Raw genomic sequence first — 19285 nt, forward strand, 5'->3', positions numbered from 1 at the left:
GGCAGATGAACATCAAGGCCGACTTCCCGTCCCTCGTCGAAGAGATCGACTACGGAACCCCGGAATCGAAGGCGCAGAAGCAGGTCACGCTGAACGTCGACGGCCGCAGCATCACCGTCCCGGAAGGCACCTCGATCATGCGTGCCGCGATGGAAGGCGGGGTCGAGATCCCGAAGCTTTGCGCCACCGACATGCTGGACTCCTTCGGTTCGTGCCGTATCTGCCTTGTCGAGATCGAAGGGCGCGGCGGCACGCCGGCCTCCTGCACGACACCCGTCGGCGAGGGCATGGTGGTGCGTACGCAGACCGAGCGGCTCGACGCCATTCGCCGCGGTGTCATGGAACTCTACGTCTCCGACCATCCGACTGGCTGGAACGAGAAGGCCGGAACCGGCGTCAGCGAATTCGATGCGGTGGCGAAGTCGATCGGCCTGACCGAGAACCGCTACGGCATCGAGGGCCGCAACCACGTCAAGCCGGAAGGTGGCGTGGCGCCTGGCCACGGCTCGCTGGCGGTCGATTACATCGCCCGCGATGAGTCCAATCCCTATTTCACCTATGACGCCTCGCAATGCATCGTCTGCTCGCGCTGCGTGCGGGCTTGCGAGGAGGTCCAGGGCACTTTTGCGCTGACCATCGAGGGCCGTGGTTTCGAATCCAGGGTCTCGGCGGGAATGCACGAGGCATTCATCGATTCGGAATGCGTTTCCTGCGGAGCCTGCGTGCAGGCTTGTCCGACCGATGCGCTGCGCGAGAAAACGGTGCTTGCCAAGGGCCTGCCGGAACGCTCGGCCGTCACCACCTGCGCTTATTGCGGCGTCGGCTGCTCGTTCAAGGCCGAAGTGAAGGGAGACGAGGTCATTCGCATGATGCCCTACAAGGAGGGCAAGGCGAACCACGGCCATTCCTGTGTGAAGGGCCGTTTCGCTTATGGCTACGCCACCCACAAGGACCGCATCCTGTCACCGATGATCCGGGAAAAAATCACCGATCCATGGCGCGAGGTGAGCTGGGAAGAGGCGATCGCCCACACGGCCAAGGAATTTCGCCGCATCCAGTACCAGTACGGACGCACCGCGATCGGCGGCATCACCTCGTCGCGCTGCACCAACGAGGAAACCTATCTCGTCCAGAAGATGGTGCGACAGGGCTTCCGCAACAACAATGTCGACACCTGCGCACGCGTCTGCCATTCGCCGACGGGCTACGGGCTCGGCCAGACCTATGGCACCTCTGCCGGCACGCAGGATTTCGACTCCGTCGATTACACCGACGTCGCCGTCGTCATCGGTGCCAATCCCGCTTCGGCCCATCCGGTGTTCGCCTCGCGGCTGAAGAAGCGGCTGCGCCAGGGCGCCAGGCTGATCGTGCTCGATCCGCGGCGCACCGAGATGGTCAAGTCGGCACATATCGAAGCGGATTATCATCTGCCGCTGAAGCCCGGCACCAATGTGGCCGTGCTGACGGCGCTTGCACATGTCATCGTCACCGAAGGTCTTTTCGACGAAGCCTTCATCCGCGAACGCTGCGACTGGACGGAGTTCCAGGATTGGGCGTCGTTCGTCGCCCTGCCGGAGAACAGCCCGGAAACCGTCGGCAAGCTGTCCGGCGTCGATCCAGAGGCGATCCGCGGCGCGGCCCGACTCTACGCCACCGGCGGCAACGGCGCGATCTACTACGGCCTCGGGGTGACGGAACACAGCCAGGGTTCAACCACGGTGATGGCGATCGCCAATCTCGCCATGGCCACCGGCAATATCGGCCGGCCGGGCGTCGGCGTGAACCCGCTGCGTGGCCAGAACAATGTGCAGGGCTCCTGCGACATGGGCTCCTTCCCGCACGAACTGCCCGGCTATCGCCATATCTCCGGCGAAGCCGTGCGCGACATCTATGAGACCTTGTGGGGTGTGAAACTGGACGACGAGCCCGGCCTGCGCATCCCCAATATGCTGGATGCCGCCGTCGACGGCAGCTTCAAGGGCATCTACATCCAAGGTGAGGACATTCTTCAGTCCGACCCCGACACCAAGCATGTCGCCGCCGGGCTGGCCGCCATGGAATGCGTCGTCGTGCACGACCTCTTCCTCAACGAGACGGCGAACTACGCCCATGTCTTCCTGCCGGGCTCGACCTTCCTGGAGAAGGACGGCACCTTCACCAACGCGGAGCGCCGCATCAACATGGTGCGCAAGGTTCTGGAGCCGAAGGCGCGCTATGCCGATTGGGAGGCGACGCAGGAGCTTGCCCGCGCGATCGGGCTGGACTGGAACTATCGGCATCCTTCCGAGATCATGGATGAGATCGCGATGACGACGCCAAGCTTCGCCGGCGTTTCCTTCGACTTGCTCGACCGTGTCGGATCCGTGCAATGGCCCTGCAATGAGAAGGCACCGCTCGGCACCCCGATCATGCACATCGATGGGTTCGTGCGCGGCAAGGGCAAGTTCATCCGCACCGAATATGTGGCGACGGACGAGAGGACCGGCCCGCGCTTCCCGCTGCTGCTTACCACCGGCCGCATCCTTTCGCAGTACAATGTCGGAGCGCAGACCAGGCGCACCGATAACATCATGTGGCACGGCGAGGACCGGCTGGAGATCCACCCGCACGATGCCGAGAACCGCGGACTGCGCGACGGCGACTGGGTCCGGCTGACCAGCCGCTCGGGCGAGACGACGCTGCGCGCGCTGATCACGGACCGGGTGTCGCCAGGCGTCGTCTACACGACGTTCCATCATCCGGACACGCAGGCCAACGTCATCACCACCGACTTCTCCGACTGGGCGACCAACTGCCCGGAATACAAGGTGACGGCGGTGCAGGTCGGCGCCTCGAACGGGCCGTCGGAATGGCAGCGCGACTATGACGAGCAAGCCAAGCAGAGCCGTCGCATCGCGAAACTGGAAGCGGCGGAGTAGCTGTGTCGAGGCATTCGACAGCAAGAGCTTCAATCTCGACGGTTGGTCGACCCCCACTCCGTCGAGCTTCGCTCGACACCTCTCCCCCGATCGACGGGGGAGAGGAAAGGCGCGAGCCTTTGCCGGGAGGCGCCCTTCCTCTCCCTCCGGAGGGGGGAGAGGTGGCGCTGCGCAGCAGCGACGGAGTGGGGGACGGCTTTTCCGGCAGGCCAGAGGGGCGTGCTGCGTGACCCGCCAACGCCAGCCAATCAGCCAGATTTCCCGTCTCGCGCACCGCGCCAGCGGCACCGCCGCAGCCGACCGCATGGTGCCGGAAGAGACGCCGGTTGCGTTCTCCTTCGCCGGCACCACGCATGCGGTGATGATGGCGAGCCCAGCCGATTTCGAGGATTTCGCGCTCGGTTTCTCGCTAACCGAAGGCATCATTGCGCAGCCCGACGAGATCGAAGCGATCGAGGTCGAGGACCATGGCGCCGGCATCGACATCCAGATCCGGTTGAAGGACACCGCCAATACGCGCTTCGAGGCGCGGCGCAGGCGATTGGCCGGCCCGGTTGGCTGCGGGCTCTGCGGCATCGAATCCATCGAAGAAGCAATGCGCTCGGTCAATGCGGTTAGTGCGTCGAAGCTTACGCTCGATGCCGACGATATCGCCGCCTCGGTCAAGCTTCTGTCGAAAGTGCAGCCTCTGCACAGCGAGACCGGAGCGGTGCATGCCGCCGGCTTCTATGTGCCCGGCAAGGGCATCGTCATGGCGCGCGAAGATGTCGGCCGTCACAATGCGCTGGACAAGCTGGCTGGCGCGCTGGCCAAGGCCGGCATCGACGGCGCATCCGGTGCTGTCGTGGTGACGTCGCGCGTTTCGGTCGAAATGGTGCAGAAGGCGGCTTCTATCGGCTCGGCCTTCATCATCGCCGTCTCGGCGCCGACCGCATTGGCCATCCGCACGGCGCAAGAGGCTGGCATGACGCTGGTGGCGCTGGTTCGCGGCGACGATTTTGATATTTTCACCCACCCCGACCGGGTGGTTTGCGGAGTTGCCAAGCATGTCGCATGACGAAGAACACATCATGAGCACCAGCGAGAAGCTGGTGCGCATGGCGAACCAGATCGCCGATTTTTTCCATTCCAAGCCGCGCGAGGAAGGCATTGCCGGCGTCGCAGAGCACATCAACAAGTTCTGGGAGCCGAGAATGCGGCGGCAGTTCTTCGAGATGCTGGACGGCGGCACCGCGGATTTCAACGAGTTGGTGGTTGCTGCCTCCGCCAGGATCAAGCGACCGATCACACCAGCCGAGGCCGACATCAGGCTCGGGCTCAAGGCTTCTCCGGCCGACATCGCCGCCTCGCAAAAATAATCGTCGAGCCACGCCGGCGTATATTCCTTATCGCTAAGGTTTGGGCTGCCCCGATCGGCGTTGCTCTGCTATGGTTTACGACCAGAAATCGTCAGGCCAGGCGGAAAACCTCGTGAGGCCGATCGAGACCCGATACGCTCGCAGCGGCGATGTGCGGCTCGCCTATCAGGTGGTCGGGCAGGGGCCGTTCGATCTCGTCTTCGTGCCGGGCTTCATTTCCAACCTCGACCTGCAGTGGGAAGACGAAGGCTATAGCCGCCTCTTGAAACGGCTCTCGGCCTTCTCGCGGCTGATCCTGTTCGACAAGCGCCGTGACCGAGGTGGACCGCGTGGAGGCGGTGGCGATGGCGGCGATCGTGCGCCACTGGTCGACGATGCTCAATGGCAGCCAGGTCGATCTCGCCACCTTCAAGAAGCAGACCGACGACCTGTTCGCCGCCGTCAAGGCGAAGTCGCAGTGAAGAAATCACTGCCCGGCGATGAACGCCGGGCAGCACTTCGACCATCAACCGCCCGTCGGAAGACGGGCCAATGGAGCATGAAATGCTGACCAAGACCCAAACAGTGAATGGCGCGTCGATCAAGAAGGCTATCGAAGGCCGTGATGGCAGGATGCTGTCGAGCTTCTATGCCGACGACGCGCTGGTGCGGGTGATCGACCGCAACAACCCACCGAGCAAGCCGCGTGAAATTCGCGGGCGCGCGGCGATAAGCACGTTCTGGGACGACATCTGCAGCCGTGCGATGACCCATAAGGTCGAAACCACCATCGCCGAGGGCGACAACCTCGCCTTCACGCAAGCCTGCGCCTATCCGGACGGCACCAAGGTGTTCTGCGCGGCGACGCTGGAGCTGAAGAATGGGCTGATTGCACGGCAGACCGTCGTGCAGGCATGGGACGAGTAGGTCAACGGCGAAGCTGCCCATCCCGATTGAATCGGGATGGGCTCTGTTTCAGTGCTGGTGCCTGATCCCGATCGGATTCCACTTTTCTGGATCATGCCCCGGCCGCAACCCCGGAGGAGAAGACAATGTTCAGCGCCAGATGGCAGATCGACGCCAAGTTCGGACACAAGCAGACCGTGCTCGACCTGTTGAAGAAATGGGAACGCGAGATCGGCTCGCAGGTCGGACTCGCCGACCTTGAGTTCAAGATTATGACCGGCTCGATCGGCGCCCGGGAAGCGACGGTCGAGTCGCACCACCAGGTCGAGAGCCTGGCCCAATTGGAGGCTTTCTTCGCCAAGATCGGCAAGATCGACGCGCACGCCAAGTGGGGCAAGGAGATGGAGCCCTACGTCGTGTCAGGCACCAGCCTGTGGAATATCTACCGCATCGTGGAGTAGTGCTCTCTTCTCGCCGCTTACGGGAAGAAGATGCCGGCAGACAGATCGGGGCAGAGGCCAGCTTTTAAAGGTTGGCCCTGCGTCATACCGGTCCTTCGAACCGTTCTTCCTGCTCCCCACGAACGGTGCCTCTACATCAGGCCAAGCTGCTTGTAGAAGCCGAGCGCGTCATAGTAGTCACTCTGGGTGGCTATCTTGCCGTCCTTGATCGAGAACATCGAAGCGCCGGTGAAGGAAAATTTCTTGCCGGTGGCGGCCGTGCCATCGGCCCAAGCGCCTGTGTTAGTGCCGGAAAACTCCCATTCGAAGGAGACGCGGTCGCCTTCCACCACAGGCGCGCCCTTCATCGTCCAGACGGCATCAGGAACGGCCTTGAGGAAGTTGTCGATGACGCCGGTCTTGGCGGTTTCCTTGCCTTTGACCGGGGTGCCGACCGAGGCATCGTAGTAGATGACGTCGTCGGCGAAATAGCTGGCGGCCTTGGTCGAATCATGGGCATTCCAGGCGGCGAGATAGGCTTCGACGACCGATTGGGCGGTGTCGGCAGCAAAGGATGGCCCAGTGGCCAACAGTGCTCCAGCGATGGCTGCGGATGACAGAAACTGGCGGCGATGCATGGTCATTCCTCCTTCTGAGTGCTTGCATTTCCAAGCGCTAGCTATGCGCAACCATCACGTGCCGGACGGCGGTGTAGTCCTCGAGCGCGTAGAGCGACATGTCCTTGCCGTAGCCGGACTGTTTCAGTCCGCCATGCGGCATCTCGTTGGTCAGCATGAAATGGGTGTTGATCCAGGTGCAGCCATATTGCAGGCGGGCAGCCGTCGCCATAGCGCGGGACACGTCCTTGGTCCACACCGAGGATGCAAGGCCATAGTCGCTGTCATTCGCCCAGTTTACCGCCTCGTCGACTTCGGTGAAACGGGTGATCGAGACGACCGGCCCGAACACTTCGCGTCGCACGATCTCGTCTTCCTGCAGGGCGCCGGCAACGACGGTCGGCTGGTAATAGAATCCGGAGCCCTCGCCCGGTTTGCCACCGGTGGTGATCTCGATGTGCTTCAGTTCCGAGGCACGCTCGACGAAGCTCGAAACACGGTCGCGCTGGCGGCGCGAGATCAGCGGCCCGATCTCGTTTTCGGTGTCGTCTGGGCGATTGTACTTGATGGTCGAGACGGCTGAGGACAGATCGGCGACAAGCTTGTCGTAGATCTTCTTGCCGGCATAGATGCGGCAGGCGGCGGTGCAATCCTGGCCGGCATTGTAGTAGCCGAAGGCGCGCAGGCCGTTAACCACCGAGCGGAGGTCGGCATCGTCGAAGACGATGACCGGCGCCTTGCCGCCGAGTTCGAGATGGGTGCGCTTGACCGACTTGGCGGCCGCCTGCAGCACCTTCTTGCCGGTGGCGACGTCGCCGGTGATCGAGATCATGTTGACTTTGGGATGGTTGATCAGCGTGTTGCCGACACTGTCGCCGCGGCCGAGCACGACATTGACCACGCCTTCAGGCAGGATCTCGGCAAGGATTTTCGCCAGTTTCAGGGCCGTCAGCGGCGTCTGCTCGGACGGCTTGAAGACGACGGTGTTGCCGCCGGCGATCGCCGGCGCCACTTTCCAGGCCATCATCATCAGCGGGTAGTTCCACGGCGCGATGGAAGCGACGATGCCGATTGCGTCGCGGCGGACCATCGAGGTGTGGCCGGGAATGTATTCGCCGGCGACGACGCCCGGCATCGAGCGCACGGCGCCGGCAAAGAAGCGGTAGCAGTCGACGATCGCCGGGATTTCGTCATTGAGCACGGCATTGATCGGCTTGCCGCAATTGAGCGCCTCGAGCGTGGCGAACTCCTTGGCGTCGGCCTCGATGCGGTCGGCGATCTTAAGCAAATAGCCGGAGCGCTGCGCCGGCGTGGTGCGCGACCACAGGAAGAACGCCTTTTCGGCCGCCAGTACCGCCGCCTCGATCTGTGCCTGGCTGGCCTCGGGCAGGTTGAGGATGGTCGCCCCGGTCTTCGGATTGAGGATGGGTTCCTCGGTTTCGGTGCCCTTCTCGAATTTCGAGCCGATCAGCATCTGGGTTTCCATCGGGTTCTCCTTGAACAGGAGCGAGTAGCGAATAGCGAGCAGCGAGCAGGTCTTGGCAGTCGGTTTCCCTATTCGCTATTCGCTACTCCCTATTCGCTGTTTTTCATTTCCCGCTTCCAGCGATCTGGTCGCCGTCGCGGGTGAGGTAATAGGCGGCAAGGATCGGCAGCAGCGTCACCAGCACCACGACCATGGCGACGACGTTGGTGACCGGGCGCTGGCGCGGACGGATCAGCTCTTCCAGCATCCAGATCGGTAGCGTCTGCTGCTGGCCTGCGGTGAAGGTGGTGACGATGACCTCATCGAAAGACAAGGCAAAGGCCAGCATGCCGCCGGCCAGCAGCGCGGTGGCGATGTTGGGCAGCACGACATGGCGGAAGGTCTGGAAGCCGTCGGCACCAAGATCCATCGACGCCTCGATCATCGAGCCCGATGTGCGGCGAAAGCGGGCGACGGCGTTGTTGTAGACGACGACGACGCAGAAGGTGGCGTGGCCTAGCACGATCGTCCAGAACGAGAACGGGATGTCGGCCAGCGAAAAGGCCGAGCGCAACGCAATGCCGGTGATGATGCCGGGCAGCGCGATCGGCAGGATGACCAGCAGCGAGATGGTTTCGCGGCCGAAGAATTTCGTCCGCGACACAGCCGCCGAACAGAGCGTGCCGAGGACGAGCGCTATCGCCGTCGAGATGGCCGCGACCCTGACCGACAGCGACAGCGCCTGCCAGACGTCGGGCCGGTTCCAGGTAACGGCGAACCATTGCGTCGTCAGCCCCGGCGGCGGCCAGACGAAACTCTTCTCTTCGGTGGTGAACGCGTAGACGAAGATCAGCAGGATCGGCAGGTGCAGGAAAAGCAGCCCGCAGGCGGCGGCCACCTTCAGGCTGAGGGGCGCGGATTGCGAGCCATCAGAGCGCATCGAAGGCCCCCATGCGCTTGGCGCCCCAGAGATAGAATCCCATGATGACGATCGGCACCACGGTGAAGGCGGCGGCGAGCGGGATGTTGCCGGCGGTGCCTTGCTGCGAATAGACCGCCTGGCCGATGAACAGCCGCGAGGTGCCGATGATCTGCGGGATGATGTAGTCGCCGAGCGTCAGCGAAAAGGTAAAGATCGAGCCGGCGACTATGCCCGGCAACGCCAGCGGGAACAGCACGTTGCGGAAGGTCTGTCCCGGCGAAGCCCCCAAGTCGGACGATGCCTCGACCAGATTGCCGGGCACGCGCTCGAGCGCCGCCTGTACCGGCAGGATCATGAAAGGCAGCCAGACATAGACGAAGACGATGAAGGTGCCGGTGAACGACACCGACAGCGAATTGCCGCCAACGACCGGCAGCGACAGCCAGGCGTCGAGTACCCACGACAGATGCAGCTTGGCGAGCAGCCAGGTCAGGATTCCTTCCTTGGCCAGGATAAGCTTCCAGGCATAGATCTTGACCAGGTAGCTCGACCACAGCGGCAGCATGATGCCGAGGTAGAACAGCGCCTTCCAGCGGCCGCGCGCATAGCGCGCCGCGTAGTAGGCGATCGGGAAGGCGACGACGGCCGAGGCCAGCGTGACCAGAGCCGCCATCGTCACCGTGCGCAGGATGATGTCGAGATTGGCGGCCTGGAACAGGTCGGCATAGGTCTTCAACGTGAACTCTCGGTTGATGAGGCCGGAAAACTCGTCGATGGAGAAAAAACTCTGCGCCAGGAGAGCGAATAGCGAGCCGATATAGACGATCCCGAGCCACAGCACCGGTGGCAGCAGCATGAGCAGCAGCAGGACCTTCGGCTTGCGCCAGAAGAGGTCCGACAGTGCGCCGCGCACGCCGCCGCTGCCCGGCAGGATGGCGGGGGTGGGATTGGAGTTGAGCGCGGCGATTGTCATCGGGCCGCTCTGTATTGCGGGAGATCATGAGACAGGTAGCGCTCTACGGCGCCCCCCTCTGTCCTGCCGGACATCTCCCCCTCAAGGGGGGAGATTGGCTGTCCATTCGGGTTTCGCCAATCTCCTACGTGGCAGAATTGGCGAGGCCGGGAAGCTACTGATCTCCCCCCTTGAGGGGGTTATGTCGGGCAGGACAGAGGGGGGCGCTTCGCGCAAACCTTCATCATGCCGGCTCATCCATCAGGTGCAGGTGCTCGCGGTTGAAGGTGAGCACGACCGCCTCGCCTTCCCCAGGCAAGGCCGTGCCGACCGGCACGATGGCGTGCAACCGCAGCCCGTCAGCGTCGAGTGCCAGCTTCGTCGTGGCGCCGAGATAATTGGTCGAGACGAGGCGGGCGGACACGCCTTCACCACTGGCCGCTCGTCCGACGCGAATGGATTCAGGGCGCAGGCTGCCCCAGCGATGCTGGCCGGAATAACGCTGGACGAAATCCGGCGGCAGTACATTGGATGAGCCGACGAAATCGGCAACGAAGCGGGTCTTCGGCCGCTGGTAGATATCCTCCGGCGTACCGATTTGCATGATCTTGCCGTCATTGAAGACGGCGACGCGGTCGGCCATCGACAGCGCCTCGCCCTGATCGTGGGTGACGAAGACGAAGGTGATGCCGAGGGCCTTCTGCAGCGACTTCAGCTCCTCCTGCATGTTCTCGCGCAATTTGAGGTCGAGCGCGCCAAGCGGCTCGTCGAGCAACAGCACCCTGGGCTGGTTGACCAGCGCGCGGGCGAGTGCGACGCGCTGGCGCTGGCCGCCGGAAAGCTGGCCGGGGCGGCGAGCGCCATAGCCGGGCAGCCGCACCAGAGCCAGCGCCTCTTCCGCAGCCTTGTGCCGTTCAGCCTTGCCGGCGCCCTTGACCATCAGCCCGTAGGCGACGTTGTCGAGCACATTCAGATGCGGGAACAGTGCATAGTCCTGAAACACGGTGTTGACGTTGCGGCGATAGGGCGGCACGCCTTCGGCGCGTTCGCCGAAGATCGAGATCGAACCGGAGGTCGGCTGCTCGAAACCGGCGATGAGGCGCAGACAGGTGGTCTTGCCGGAACCGGACGGCCCCAGCATGGCGAAGAATTCGCCCGGCGCGATCTCGAGATCGACCGCGTCGACGGCGCGAACGCTGCCGAAATAGCGCGAGGCTTTCTGGAAGGAAACGGCTGATGTCATGGTGCTGTCAGTCTGTTGCCGGTTTAGTTCTGTCGATCACCTCGCCTGCAAATCCTGGCAGGGGATGGCGAATTCGCGCGCCACTACACCTCCCCTCGATGGGGGAGGTCGCGGCAAAGGCCGCGGGTGGGGCGGCCTCATAGGCAAAATCGTGTCCGGGACCCCACCCCGACGCTGCGCGTCGACCCTCCCCACAAGGGGGAGGGTAAGAGCGCTTAACGACCGCCGATGACGCCGATATAGTCCGATACCCAGCGGTAATAGGGCACGCACTGGTCGTTCTGGGTGGTGCATTTCGACACCGGGGTCTTCCAGAACTTGATCTTGTCGAAATTGTCGTAGCCGTTGGTCTTGCAGCCGTCGTCGGTCAAAAGCTCATTGCCTTTGCAGGCGGCTGGCACGACGGGCAGCGAACCAAACCAGGCCGAGACATCACCCTGCACCTTGGGCGACAGCGAATGTTCCATCCACATATAGGCGCAGTTGGGATTGGCCGAATCGGCTTCCATCATCGTGGTGTCGGCCCAACCGGTGGCGCCCTCCTCCGGAATGGTCGAGGCGATCGGCTTCTTGGCGGCGACCAGCGTATTGACCTGGAAAGGCCACGAACCGGAAGCGACGACGCCTTCGTTCTGGAAATCGTCGACCTGGATAGCTGCGTCATGCCAGTAGCGGCCGACCAGGGTGCGCTGGACGCGCAGCAGGTCGAGCGCTGCCTTGTACTGGTCCTCATTCAGTTCGTAAGGATCCTTGATGCCGAGTTCCGGCTTATGGAACATCAGATAGTTGGCCGCATCCGCGATGTGGATCGGCCCATCATAGGCCTGCACGCGCCCCTTGTTGGATTTGCCATCCGGCAGCTTCATTTCCTCGAAGACGACATTCCAGCTCTTGGGAGCCTCCTTGAATACGTCGGTGTTGTACATCAGGACGTTGGGACCCCACTGGTAGGGAACGCCGTAATGGACGCCGCCGACGGTAAACCACGGCGCGTCCTTGAGGCGCTCGTCGACCGTTTTCCAGCTCGGGATGAGATCGGTGTTGATTGGTTGCACGCGCTTGCCGGCAACGAGGCGCAGCGAGGCATCGCCTGAGGCGGTGACAAGGTCGAAACCACCCTCGTTCATCAGCGAGACCATCTCGTCGGAAGTATTGGCCGTCTTGACGTTTACCTTGCAGCCGGTTTCCTTCTCGAAAGAGGTCACCCAGTCATAGCCCTTGTCGGTTTCGCCGCGTTCGATGTAGCCCGGCCACGCCACGATGTTGAGCTGGCCTTCGCCCTTGCCAAGTTCCTTGACCTGGGCGACGGCCTGGCCGGAGAAGGTCAGCGCGATCGTCAAGGCAGTGCATGACTTGAGGAATGAATTCATCGTCGATCTCCCATTTTGGCGCTTGACTGCGAAAGCCGGTTTTCGGTCCTCGCCAGGGGTCACGCGCAGCCTGAAAAAGTCAGTTCGTCCGTTTGGACTTGATGCCGCTCTGATGGCGGCTTGTCCCTGAAATCGGAAAGTGCTGTGAAAAACCCGGTTTCGCAAATTGATTTATCAGAAAGGCGATATCGGTTTTACCGATAGCCAGACGCCCCCTTCAAGCCAGCGCCGTCACCAGCCAGCAGGCGGCATTGAAGCGAGCCTCACCGTCCTCCATGAAAGGCGCGAACGCAGCAGGCAACACCGTAGTGATTTTTTCGGCCGTTGCCCGGTCAACCTCGCGCAGCGCGGCGCCGACCGACCCTAGCCGGGTGACGTACGTCATCAGATCGTCTTGGGCGATCTGACACAGGACGTCCACCTGTTCGACTTCGATTGATGCCCAGCCGCTGGCGTCAAGGATCCGCTTCACCTTGGCGCCGTCGGCAAAGGCAAACTGCCCCGGCGCATCGGGGTCTGGCGCGGGTGCGGGCGGCAGGAAAGGCGCAGCCGCTCGCGCAGCGGTCGTCATGAAATCATTCTCGACTGGACTGCGCCAAGCAACAAAGGCGAGTTTGCCACCGCGCCTTGCGGCCCGTCTTATGTTGGTGAACGCGGCCACGGGATCATCGAAGAACATGACACCAAAGCGCGAGACAACAGCGTCGAAGTGCCCAGATTCGAATGCATACGCCTGGGCATCGCCCACTTCAAAACTTGCGTTTGCTACCTCTTCCCGCCGCGTGCGCTCCGTCGCCAGGGCGACAAGCGGCTGCGAGATGTCAAGCCCAACACAACGTCCGTCGTTGCCCACGAGGCGCGCCATCGCCAGAGTTGTAGCGCCGGCGCCGCAGCCGATGTCCAGGACATTGCCCCCTTCCCCGGGAGAGCCGGCATCGACTACCAGCCGCTCGAACGGCGCCAGTACCTCGTCGAGGATCGGCTGCATCTCGACCCAGGCCTTTCCGCTGACATCATTCCAGAGCGCGGCTTGCCGTGTGTTTGGCTGCGCGGATTGTGGCATAACGGACCTCACTTGCTGTTGCTCTCACCGCTCGTCGCGAGCACTCTACGAGTTCAAGCCGACTTGAGGTCAAGAAGATATGGATATTGCCGAAGTGTCACGCCGCACCGGCGTGCCCGCCTCGACACTTCGCTACCACGAGGAGAAGGGCCTCATTGCCTCGATCGGCCGTCGCGGCCAGCGCCGCTTGTTCGACCCGGCCGTCCTGGAACGGCTCGCCTTGATCGCGCTTGGACGCGCCGGTGGATTTGCACTGGACGAGATTTCCGCGATGCTGACGCCCGACGGCCTGCCGAAAATGGATCGAGGGCGCCTGGATGCCAAGGCGAACGAACTTGACCAAACCATCCAGCGCCTGACCGCGATCCGAGAGGCTTTGCGTCACGCCGCCCGATGTCCGGCAGCCCGGCCGATGGAGTGTCCGACGTTCCGCCGCGCCGTCAGGCTTGCCGGCGCCGGCCGCTTCGAGGTTGCTCCAATCGGGCCGTTCAAGGCGGAGGCGGTCTCTGTCACAAGGCGCGAGCGCAAGACTGGCGACGTCAACTTGGAGTAGGCCACACTAGCGGCGGACCGTCCGCTGCGACTGGGCAAGGCCGATGAAATCGCGTGCCGCCTGCGGCAGGCCGGAGCCGCGCCGCCAGACCATGCCGACCTGGACCACCGGCAAGGAACCGGAAATATCGCGCGATTCGATGCGGTCGCCTTCCAGCGACCAGGGCCGGTAGACGAGATCGGGCAACAGCGCCACGCCGGCACCGGTCGCGACCAGACTGCGCACGGCCTCGACGGAACGGGTGCGGAAAGCGACATGCGGCTTGGCGCCGATCGCCGTCAGCAGCTTGCCGGTGTTTTCCTCGATCTCGTCGACGGTCAGCATGATCAGCGTTTCGGAGGCAATGTCGCCGATGCTGATGATGTCAGCGCTGGCGAGCGGATGACCGAGCGGCAGCCACAGCCGATAGGCCGACACTTCGAGGATTTCCGACTGCAGTGCGGTGCGGTCGCGCAAATTGGAGGTGACCATAACGGCAATGTCGAGCTTGCCGCCGATCAGCAGGTGTTCGAGGTAATCGCCATTGTCCTCGATGGCCGAGACCTCGACGCCGGGATAGGCGCGGCGATAACGGGCAAGCAGATCCGACAGCACATAGCCCGCGACCAGCGAGGTGACGCCGAGCTGCAGTCGTCCGCCCACTGCCGCCTGTTCGCCTGAGAAAGAGCGGCGCGCGTCGGAAACGTCGGCAAGGATCTTTGTCGCATGGCGCAGGAACTGGTGGCCCTTGTGGGTGATGTTGAGGCCGCGCGGATGGCGTTCGAACAGTTCGACGCCAAGATCGCTTTCGAGTTCCTTGATCGCTTCGGTGACCGACGATTGCGAGATCGAGAGGTTCTGCGCGGCACCCGACACCGTGCCTTGCTCGGCCACGGCGATGAAGAACTGCAACTGGCGGATGGTGAAAGCCATGGCCGGACTAAACACGCTGCAGGCGACGGTGGGAAGTGCCGGCCAAATCGTCGACATAAGTTGGCTTGATCAGAACCCGCTCTCCGCGCCGACGATGCTGAGCCGCGCGCCGGCCTGCGCCAAGGCCGCGGCGATGTCGTGCGGCGGCGACCGGTCGGTGGCGATCTCGGAAAAACTGTCGAAGCCGCAGACCTGGACCAGACCGAGGCGGCCGAACTTCGAGTGATCGGTGATGACGAGCGAACGCTGGCCGCGCGACAGCACCATGCGCGCGAATTCGGCTTCTTCCAGGTCATAGTCCATGACCCCCATCACCGCATCGACGGCACCGGTGGAGATGATGGCATGGCTGACCGAGAAGCGGCTGACGAAGTCAATGGCCGAGGCGCCGAAGGCGGCGCCGGAATCGCTGCGCAGCTCGCCGCCGGCCATGTAGACCTTATTGCCGTTGATGGTGGCCAGCGTGCGGGCGATATCCGATGAGTTGGTGACGACCGTCAAGCGCCGATGGCCGAGCAGCTCGCGGGCTAGGAACGAGGTTGTCGTGCCGGTGTCGAGCATGATCGATTCGCCATCGCGGATGGTGCCGGCGACCATGCGGGCAATGATGCGCTTGGCATCGGCATTCTCACGCATGCGCCGCTCGAACGGCGCTTCGCCTACCATCGACGGCAGGCCGATGGCGCCATGCATCTTGAGGACGGAGCCGTCGCCGGTGAGAGGCTTGACGTCGCGGCGCACGGTCTCGAGCGACACGCCCAGCCGGTCGGCCAGGCTGGCGATGGTGACAGTGCCTTCTTCCTGCAGCAGCCGCAGGATCTCGCCGTGGCGCTTGGATTGAGCCATTTGGTTCCCCGAACTGAGACTCTGACCGATTTTAAGGTAATTCAAGCGTTTTTAAAGGAGCCATCTTAGGTTTCGGGCAAAACACCCAAAAAAGGTCACATCTTTTTCTTGACAACCGAGCAACCCGGGCGTGAAGTCAAGACAGGGTTCGGAGCTGCAACGGGAGGGTGATGGCAGACCCGCAACTCACGCACCAGGCCGTTTGTAACGTGCCGGGCGCGAGGAAGTTTCAGATCCGCGGGGGCGGATGCCGGGCTCAAAGACCTGGCCAAGGGGCTCGTCGGTGCGGTGCGGGATACCGATCCTGGCATCCCGCACCGACGAGGTTTTTTGCGTTTCTCCCCGCCATCCTCGCTCTGTCCATGGCACCTTATCGAACCCCCAGCAAACCAGGGATGATTCCGTGACCGCCGAAGAACGCATCCGCGACCTGCCCTGCTGGACCGGCGGCATCGAAATCGCACCCCTACCCGGCGGTCTGAGCAACGCCAACTATGTGGTCACGGATGCGGCCGGCAAACATGTCGTTCGCTTCGGCAAGGACTATCCGTTCCACCATGTCTTTCGTGAGCGCGAGGTGATGACCGCGCGGGCGGCCCATGCCGCTGGTTTCGCACCGGCCGTCCTCCATGCCGAGCCGGGCATCCTGGTGACGGAGTTTCTCGGCGCCAAAACCTTGCAGGCGGAGGATGTGCGCACCAGTCTCGGGCGTATCGCGGCGCTCATGCGCGCCTTCCATCGCGAGATGCCCAATCACGTCTCCGGCGCCGGCTTCATGTTCTGGGTGTTCCATGTCATCCGAGACTATGCGCGCACGCTTGAAGAAGGCGGCAGCCGCAAACGCAGCGACCTGCCGCGCCTGCTGACGCTGGCTGACGAGCTGGAGCGCGCACAGAAACTGCTGCCGATCGTCTTTGGCCACAACGATCTGCTGCCGGCCAACATTCTCGACGATGGCAACAGGCTGTGGCTGATCGACTTCGAATATGCCGGCTTCAATACGGCGATGTTCGATCTCGCCGGCGTAGCGTCCAACGCCGGGATGAGCGACGAGGAATCCTTCGCCTTCCTGACCGCCTATTTCATGAAGGAACCGGACGAGGCGATCCGCCGCTCGCACGCGGCTATGCAATGCGCTTCGCTGCTGCGCGAGGCGATGTGGAGCATGGTGTCCGAGCTCTACCTCGACGCGCCCGGCATCGACTACGTCGCCTACACCGAGGAAAACCTGACGCGGCTCGACGCCGCGCTGGAAAACTACAGAACGAAGTACGGGACACAGAAATCATGACATTGCCCAGCCAGGCCGCCATCGTCGTCATTGGCGGCGGCATCATCGGCTGTTCGACAGCGTATCACCTGGCGCGCGACCACAAGGCTGATGTCGTGTTGCTGGAGCAAGGCAAGCTGACCTCGGGCTCGACCTGGCACGCCGCCGGCCTTGTCGGCCAGCTGCGCTCGTCAGCGTCGATCACCCGTGTGCTAAAATACTCAGTCGACCTCTACAAGGGACTGGAGGCCGAGACCGGCCTCGCCACCGGCTGGAAGATGACCGGGTGCCTCAGGCTCGCCACCAATGCCGACCGCTGGACCGAGTACAAAAGGCTGGCGACGACGGCGAAAAGTTTCGGCATGGACATGCAATTGCTGTCCCCGGCGGAGATCAAATCCATGTGGCCGCTCATGGAAACCGACGATCTTGTCGGTGCTTCCTGGCTGCCGACCGATGGCCAGGCGAGCCCCTCCGACATCACGCAGTCGCTGGCCAAGGGCGCGCGCATGCATGGCGCCAAATTATTCGAGGATGTCCGCGTCACCGGCTTCGAGATAAAGGACGGCCGCATCACGGTGGTAAAGACCAGCAAGGGCGACATCGCTTGCGACAAGGTGGTCAACTGCGCCGGGCAATGGGCGCGGCAGGTCGGCGCGATGGCCGGCATCAACGTGCCGCTGCAGCCGGTGAAGCACCAGTACATCATCACCGAGAAGATCGACGGACTGGCGACCGACGCGCCGACCATCCGTGACCCGGACCGGCGCACCTATTTCAAGGAGGAGGTCGGCGGGCTGGTGATGGGCGGCTACGAGCCGAACCCACAGGCCTGGACGACCGATCTCCCCGGGGGCGACGTACCCAATGATTGGGAGTTCAGGCTGTTCGACGATGATTACGATCATTTCGAGCAACACATGATGCAGGCGATCGCGCGTGTGCCGGCACTGGAAACTGTCGGCGTCAAACAGATGATCAACGGTCCGGAGAGTTTTACGCCGGACGGCAATTTCATCCTCGGCACTGCGCCCGAATGCGCCAACATGTTCGTCGGCGCCGGCTTCAACGCCTTCGGCATCGCATCGGGCGGCGGGGCCGGCTGGGTGCTGGCGCAGTGGGTTGTCGACGGCGAAGCGCCGCTCGACCTGTGGGTCGTCGATATCAGGCGCTTTTCCAATTTGCACCGCGACCGGCAGTGGGTCCTCGATCGCACTCTGGAAGCCTATGGGAAACACTATACGATCGGCTTTCCGCATGAGGAGTACGTCAGCGGGCGGCCTCGTATCGTCTCGCCCCTTTACGACAGGCTGAAACAGCAGCGCGCCGTGTTCGGCTCGAAGCTCGGCTGGGAGCGGCCTAACTGGTTTGCGCCCGAAGGTGTCGAGCCCCAGGACATCTATTCGATGGGGCGGCAGAACTGGTTCGCCGCGGTCGGCGACGAACACAGGCACGTGCGCGAAAAGGTCGGCATCTTCGATCAATCGTCCTTCGCCAAATACGAGCTGAGCGGGGCTGATTCGCTGAAGGCGCTGGACTGGATCTGCGCCAACGACGTCAGCAAGCCTGTCGGCCGGCTGACCTACACGCAGCTTCTCAACACACGCGGCGGCATCGAGGCCGACCTGACGGTGGCGCGACTGGCCGAGGAGGCGTTCTATATCGTCACCGGCACCGGCTTCCGCACGCATGATGCTTCGTGGATCAGCGACCATATCGGCGAAGGCCTCGATGCCACGCTTGTCGACGTCACCGAGGACTTCGGCACGCTGTCGCTGATGGGTCCCCGGGCGCGCGACGTTCTTTCGGCGGTGACCGAAGCCGACGTGTCGAATGCGAGCTTCCCGTTCGGCCATGTGCGCGAAATCGCCGTCGCCGGTCACACGGTTCGGGCGCTGCGCGTCACCTATGTCGGCGAGCTCGGCTGGGAACTGCATGTGCCGATCGCGGCCACCGGCGAAGTCTTCGACTGCCTGATGGAGGCAGGAAAGACGTATGAGATCCGCCCGGTCGGCTATCGTGCGCTGGAATCGCTGCGGCTGGAAAAGGGCTACCGCGCCTGGGGCTCCGACATCACTCCCAACGACACGCCGCAGGAAGCCGGCCTCGGCTGGGCGGTCAAGCTGCGCAAGAACACCGATTTCATTGGGCGGCGAGCGCTCGAGACGGCCAGCGGCGCGGCGCTGAAGAAACGTTTCGTCGGCTTCACGGTCGATGACCCGGAGATCGTGTTGCTCGGCCGCGAGACCATCCTGCGCAATGGCGAGCTGGTCGGCTATCTCACCAGCGGCGGCTATGGCTACACGCTGGGCAAGAACATCGGCTACGGCTATGTGCGCAACGCCGATGGCGTCAGCGACGATTTTCTCACCTCGGGCGACTACGAACTGGTGGTCGCGATGGAACGAACACCGGCCAAGATCCATCTCGAGCCGATGTACGATCCGACAGCCGCCAAGATCAAAGCGTAG

17 protein-coding genes and 1 pseudogene are annotated in these 19285 nt (G+C 63.1%); 9 read left to right on the top strand and 9 right to left on the bottom strand.

Annotated features, from left to right (window positions below; translation table 11 throughout):
• Positions 1–5 precede the first annotated feature (5 nt).
• From fdhF to NKJ90_RS21985, 6 genes and pseudogenes are all read left to right on the top strand, one after another.
• Positions 6–2918 carry a formate dehydrogenase subunit alpha gene (gene fdhF / locus NKJ90_RS21960; RefSeq protein ID WP_023758222.1) on the top strand — a complete coding sequence of 971 codons (2913 nt, stop codon included), beginning with the start codon at positions 6–8 and terminating at the stop codon, positions 2916–2918.
• Positions 2919–3144: 226 nt separating this feature from the next.
• Entirely contained in the window at positions 3145–3975 is an 831-nt protein-coding gene (gene fdhD / locus NKJ90_RS21965) for a formate dehydrogenase accessory sulfurtransferase FdhD (RefSeq protein ID WP_023758223.1), read from the top strand.
• Positions 3965–4276, top strand: coding sequence for a formate dehydrogenase subunit delta (locus tag NKJ90_RS21970; protein WP_023758224.1), 312 nt, complete (start codon positions 3965–3967; stop codon positions 4274–4276). The genes fdhD and NKJ90_RS21970 overlap by 11 nt, the downstream gene beginning before the upstream one ends.
• Before the next feature lie 332 nt (positions 4277–4608).
• A pseudogene (locus tag NKJ90_RS21975) lies at positions 4609–4737 on the top strand (carboxymuconolactone decarboxylase family protein); the annotation flags it as partial.
• 82 nt (positions 4738–4819) lie between these two features.
• On the top strand, positions 4820–5182 hold the full coding sequence (locus NKJ90_RS21980; protein WP_023758226.1) for a nuclear transport factor 2 family protein: 363 nt from the start codon (positions 4820–4822) through the stop codon (positions 5180–5182).
• A 125-nt stretch (positions 5183–5307) separates the two neighbouring features.
• Entirely contained in the window at positions 5308–5622 is a 315-nt protein-coding gene (locus NKJ90_RS21985) for a hypothetical protein (protein WP_023758227.1), read from the top strand.
• Between the two features lie 131 nt (positions 5623–5753).
• Here the strand turns inward: NKJ90_RS21985 and NKJ90_RS21990 are convergent, their stop codons facing one another.
• The 7 genes from NKJ90_RS21990 to NKJ90_RS22020 all read right to left on the bottom strand — a co-directional run bounded on the left by NKJ90_RS21990 (position 5754) and on the right by NKJ90_RS22020 (position 13233).
• Positions 5754–6239: an ester cyclase gene (locus NKJ90_RS21990; RefSeq protein WP_031259802.1), complete on the bottom strand. Its 486-nt coding sequence runs from the start codon at positions 6237–6239 to the stop codon at positions 5754–5756.
• Between the two features lie 37 nt (positions 6240–6276).
• Positions 6277–7704, bottom strand: coding sequence for a gamma-aminobutyraldehyde dehydrogenase (locus NKJ90_RS21995; RefSeq protein ID WP_023758229.1), 1428 nt, complete (start codon positions 7702–7704; stop codon positions 6277–6279).
• Positions 7705–7807: 103 nt separating this feature from the next.
• Complete coding sequence (locus NKJ90_RS22000) at positions 7808–8623, bottom strand: ABC transporter permease (protein WP_023758230.1); 816 nt, start codon at positions 8621–8623, stop codon at positions 7808–7810.
• On the bottom strand, positions 8613–9578 hold the full coding sequence (locus NKJ90_RS22005) for an ABC transporter permease (RefSeq protein ID WP_023758231.1): 966 nt from the start codon (positions 9576–9578) through the stop codon (positions 8613–8615). Before NKJ90_RS22005 ends, NKJ90_RS22000 begins: the two co-directional genes overlap by 11 nt.
• 223 nt (positions 9579–9801) lie before the next feature.
• The gene (locus NKJ90_RS22010; protein ID WP_023758232.1) at positions 9802–10800 is read right to left on the bottom strand and encodes an ABC transporter ATP-binding protein; all 999 of its coding nucleotides are present in this window, start codon (positions 10798–10800) and stop codon (positions 9802–9804) included.
• A 215-nt stretch (positions 10801–11015) separates the two neighbouring features.
• Positions 11016–12170: an ABC transporter substrate-binding protein gene (locus tag NKJ90_RS22015; RefSeq protein WP_023758233.1), complete on the bottom strand. Its 1155-nt coding sequence runs from the start codon at positions 12168–12170 to the stop codon at positions 11016–11018.
• 217 nt (positions 12171–12387) lie between these two features.
• Positions 12388–13233: a class I SAM-dependent methyltransferase gene (locus tag NKJ90_RS22020; protein ID WP_023758234.1), complete on the bottom strand. Its 846-nt coding sequence runs from the start codon at positions 13231–13233 to the stop codon at positions 12388–12390.
• 79 nt (positions 13234–13312) lie between these two features.
• On the opposite strand from NKJ90_RS22020, the gene NKJ90_RS22025 reads away from it, so the two are divergent.
• On the top strand, positions 13313–13786 hold the full coding sequence (locus tag NKJ90_RS22025) for a helix-turn-helix domain-containing protein (protein ID WP_023758235.1): 474 nt from the start codon (positions 13313–13315) through the stop codon (positions 13784–13786).
• A 6-nt stretch (positions 13787–13792) separates the two neighbouring features.
• Here NKJ90_RS22025 and NKJ90_RS22030 read toward each other — a convergent pair whose 3' ends face one another.
• Complete coding sequence (locus tag NKJ90_RS22030) at positions 13793–14698, bottom strand: LysR family transcriptional regulator (protein WP_023758236.1); 906 nt, start codon at positions 14696–14698, stop codon at positions 13793–13795.
• 69 nt (positions 14699–14767) lie between these two features.
• Positions 14768–15544, bottom strand: coding sequence for a DeoR/GlpR family DNA-binding transcription regulator (locus tag NKJ90_RS22035; RefSeq protein WP_023758237.1), 777 nt, complete (start codon positions 15542–15544; stop codon positions 14768–14770).
• A gap of 403 nt (positions 15545–15947) precedes the next feature.
• On the opposite strand from NKJ90_RS22035, the gene NKJ90_RS22040 reads away from it, so the two are divergent.
• Both NKJ90_RS22040 and NKJ90_RS22045 read left to right on the top strand, forming a co-directional pair.
• A complete protein-coding gene (locus tag NKJ90_RS22040) occupies positions 15948–16835 on the top strand; it encodes a phosphotransferase family protein (protein WP_023758238.1) in 888 nt (295 codons plus the stop codon).
• Complete coding sequence (locus NKJ90_RS22045) at positions 16832–19285, top strand: GcvT family protein (RefSeq protein WP_023758239.1); 2454 nt, start codon at positions 16832–16834, stop codon at positions 19283–19285. The genes NKJ90_RS22040 and NKJ90_RS22045 overlap by 4 nt, the downstream gene beginning before the upstream one ends.

Source organism: Mesorhizobium sp. M0051, assembly GCF_040323235.1.
GTDB lineage: Bacteria > Pseudomonadota > Alphaproteobacteria > Rhizobiales > Rhizobiaceae > Mesorhizobium.

Bases quoted from the DNA above. Each gene is read 5' to 3' on its own strand.
- NKJ90_RS22030 (WP_023758236.1), bottom strand. From the start codon at position 14,698: ATGGCTTTCACCATCCGCCAGTTGCAGTTCTTCATCGCCGTGGCCGAG.
- NKJ90_RS22010 (WP_023758232.1), bottom strand. From the start codon at position 10,800: ATGACATCAGCCGTTTCCTTCCAGAAAGCCTCGCGCTATTTCGGCAGC.
- NKJ90_RS21990 (WP_031259802.1), bottom strand. From the start codon at position 6,239: ATGCATCGCCGCCAGTTTCTGTCATCCGCAGCCATCGCTGGAGCACTG.
- NKJ90_RS22035 (WP_023758237.1), bottom strand. From the start codon at position 15,544: ATGGCTCAATCCAAGCGCCACGGCGAGATCCTGCGGCTGCTGCAGGAA.
- fdhF (WP_023758222.1), top strand. From the start codon at position 6: ATGAACATCAAGGCCGACTTCCCGTCCCTCGTCGAAGAGATCGACTAC.
- NKJ90_RS22005 (WP_023758231.1), bottom strand. From the start codon at position 9,578: ATGACAATCGCCGCGCTCAACTCCAATCCCACCCCCGCCATCCTGCCG.
- NKJ90_RS21995 (WP_023758229.1), bottom strand. From the start codon at position 7,704: ATGGAAACCCAGATGCTGATCGGCTCGAAATTCGAGAAGGGCACCGAA.
- NKJ90_RS22020 (WP_023758234.1), bottom strand. From the start codon at position 13,233: ATGCCACAATCCGCGCAGCCAAACACACGGCAAGCCGCGCTCTGGAAT.
- NKJ90_RS21985 (WP_023758227.1), top strand. From the start codon at position 5,308: ATGTTCAGCGCCAGATGGCAGATCGACGCCAAGTTCGGACACAAGCAG.
- NKJ90_RS22000 (WP_023758230.1), bottom strand. From the start codon at position 8,623: ATGCGCTCTGATGGCTCGCAATCCGCGCCCCTCAGCCTGAAGGTGGCC.
- NKJ90_RS21980 (WP_023758226.1), top strand. From the start codon at position 4,820: ATGCTGACCAAGACCCAAACAGTGAATGGCGCGTCGATCAAGAAGGCT.
- NKJ90_RS22045 (WP_023758239.1), top strand. From the start codon at position 16,832: ATGACATTGCCCAGCCAGGCCGCCATCGTCGTCATTGGCGGCGGCATC.
- NKJ90_RS22025 (WP_023758235.1), top strand. From the start codon at position 13,313: ATGGATATTGCCGAAGTGTCACGCCGCACCGGCGTGCCCGCCTCGACA.
- NKJ90_RS22015 (WP_023758233.1), bottom strand. From the start codon at position 12,170: ATGAATTCATTCCTCAAGTCATGCACTGCCTTGACGATCGCGCTGACC.
- NKJ90_RS21970 (WP_023758224.1), top strand. From the start codon at position 3,965: ATGTCGCATGACGAAGAACACATCATGAGCACCAGCGAGAAGCTGGTG.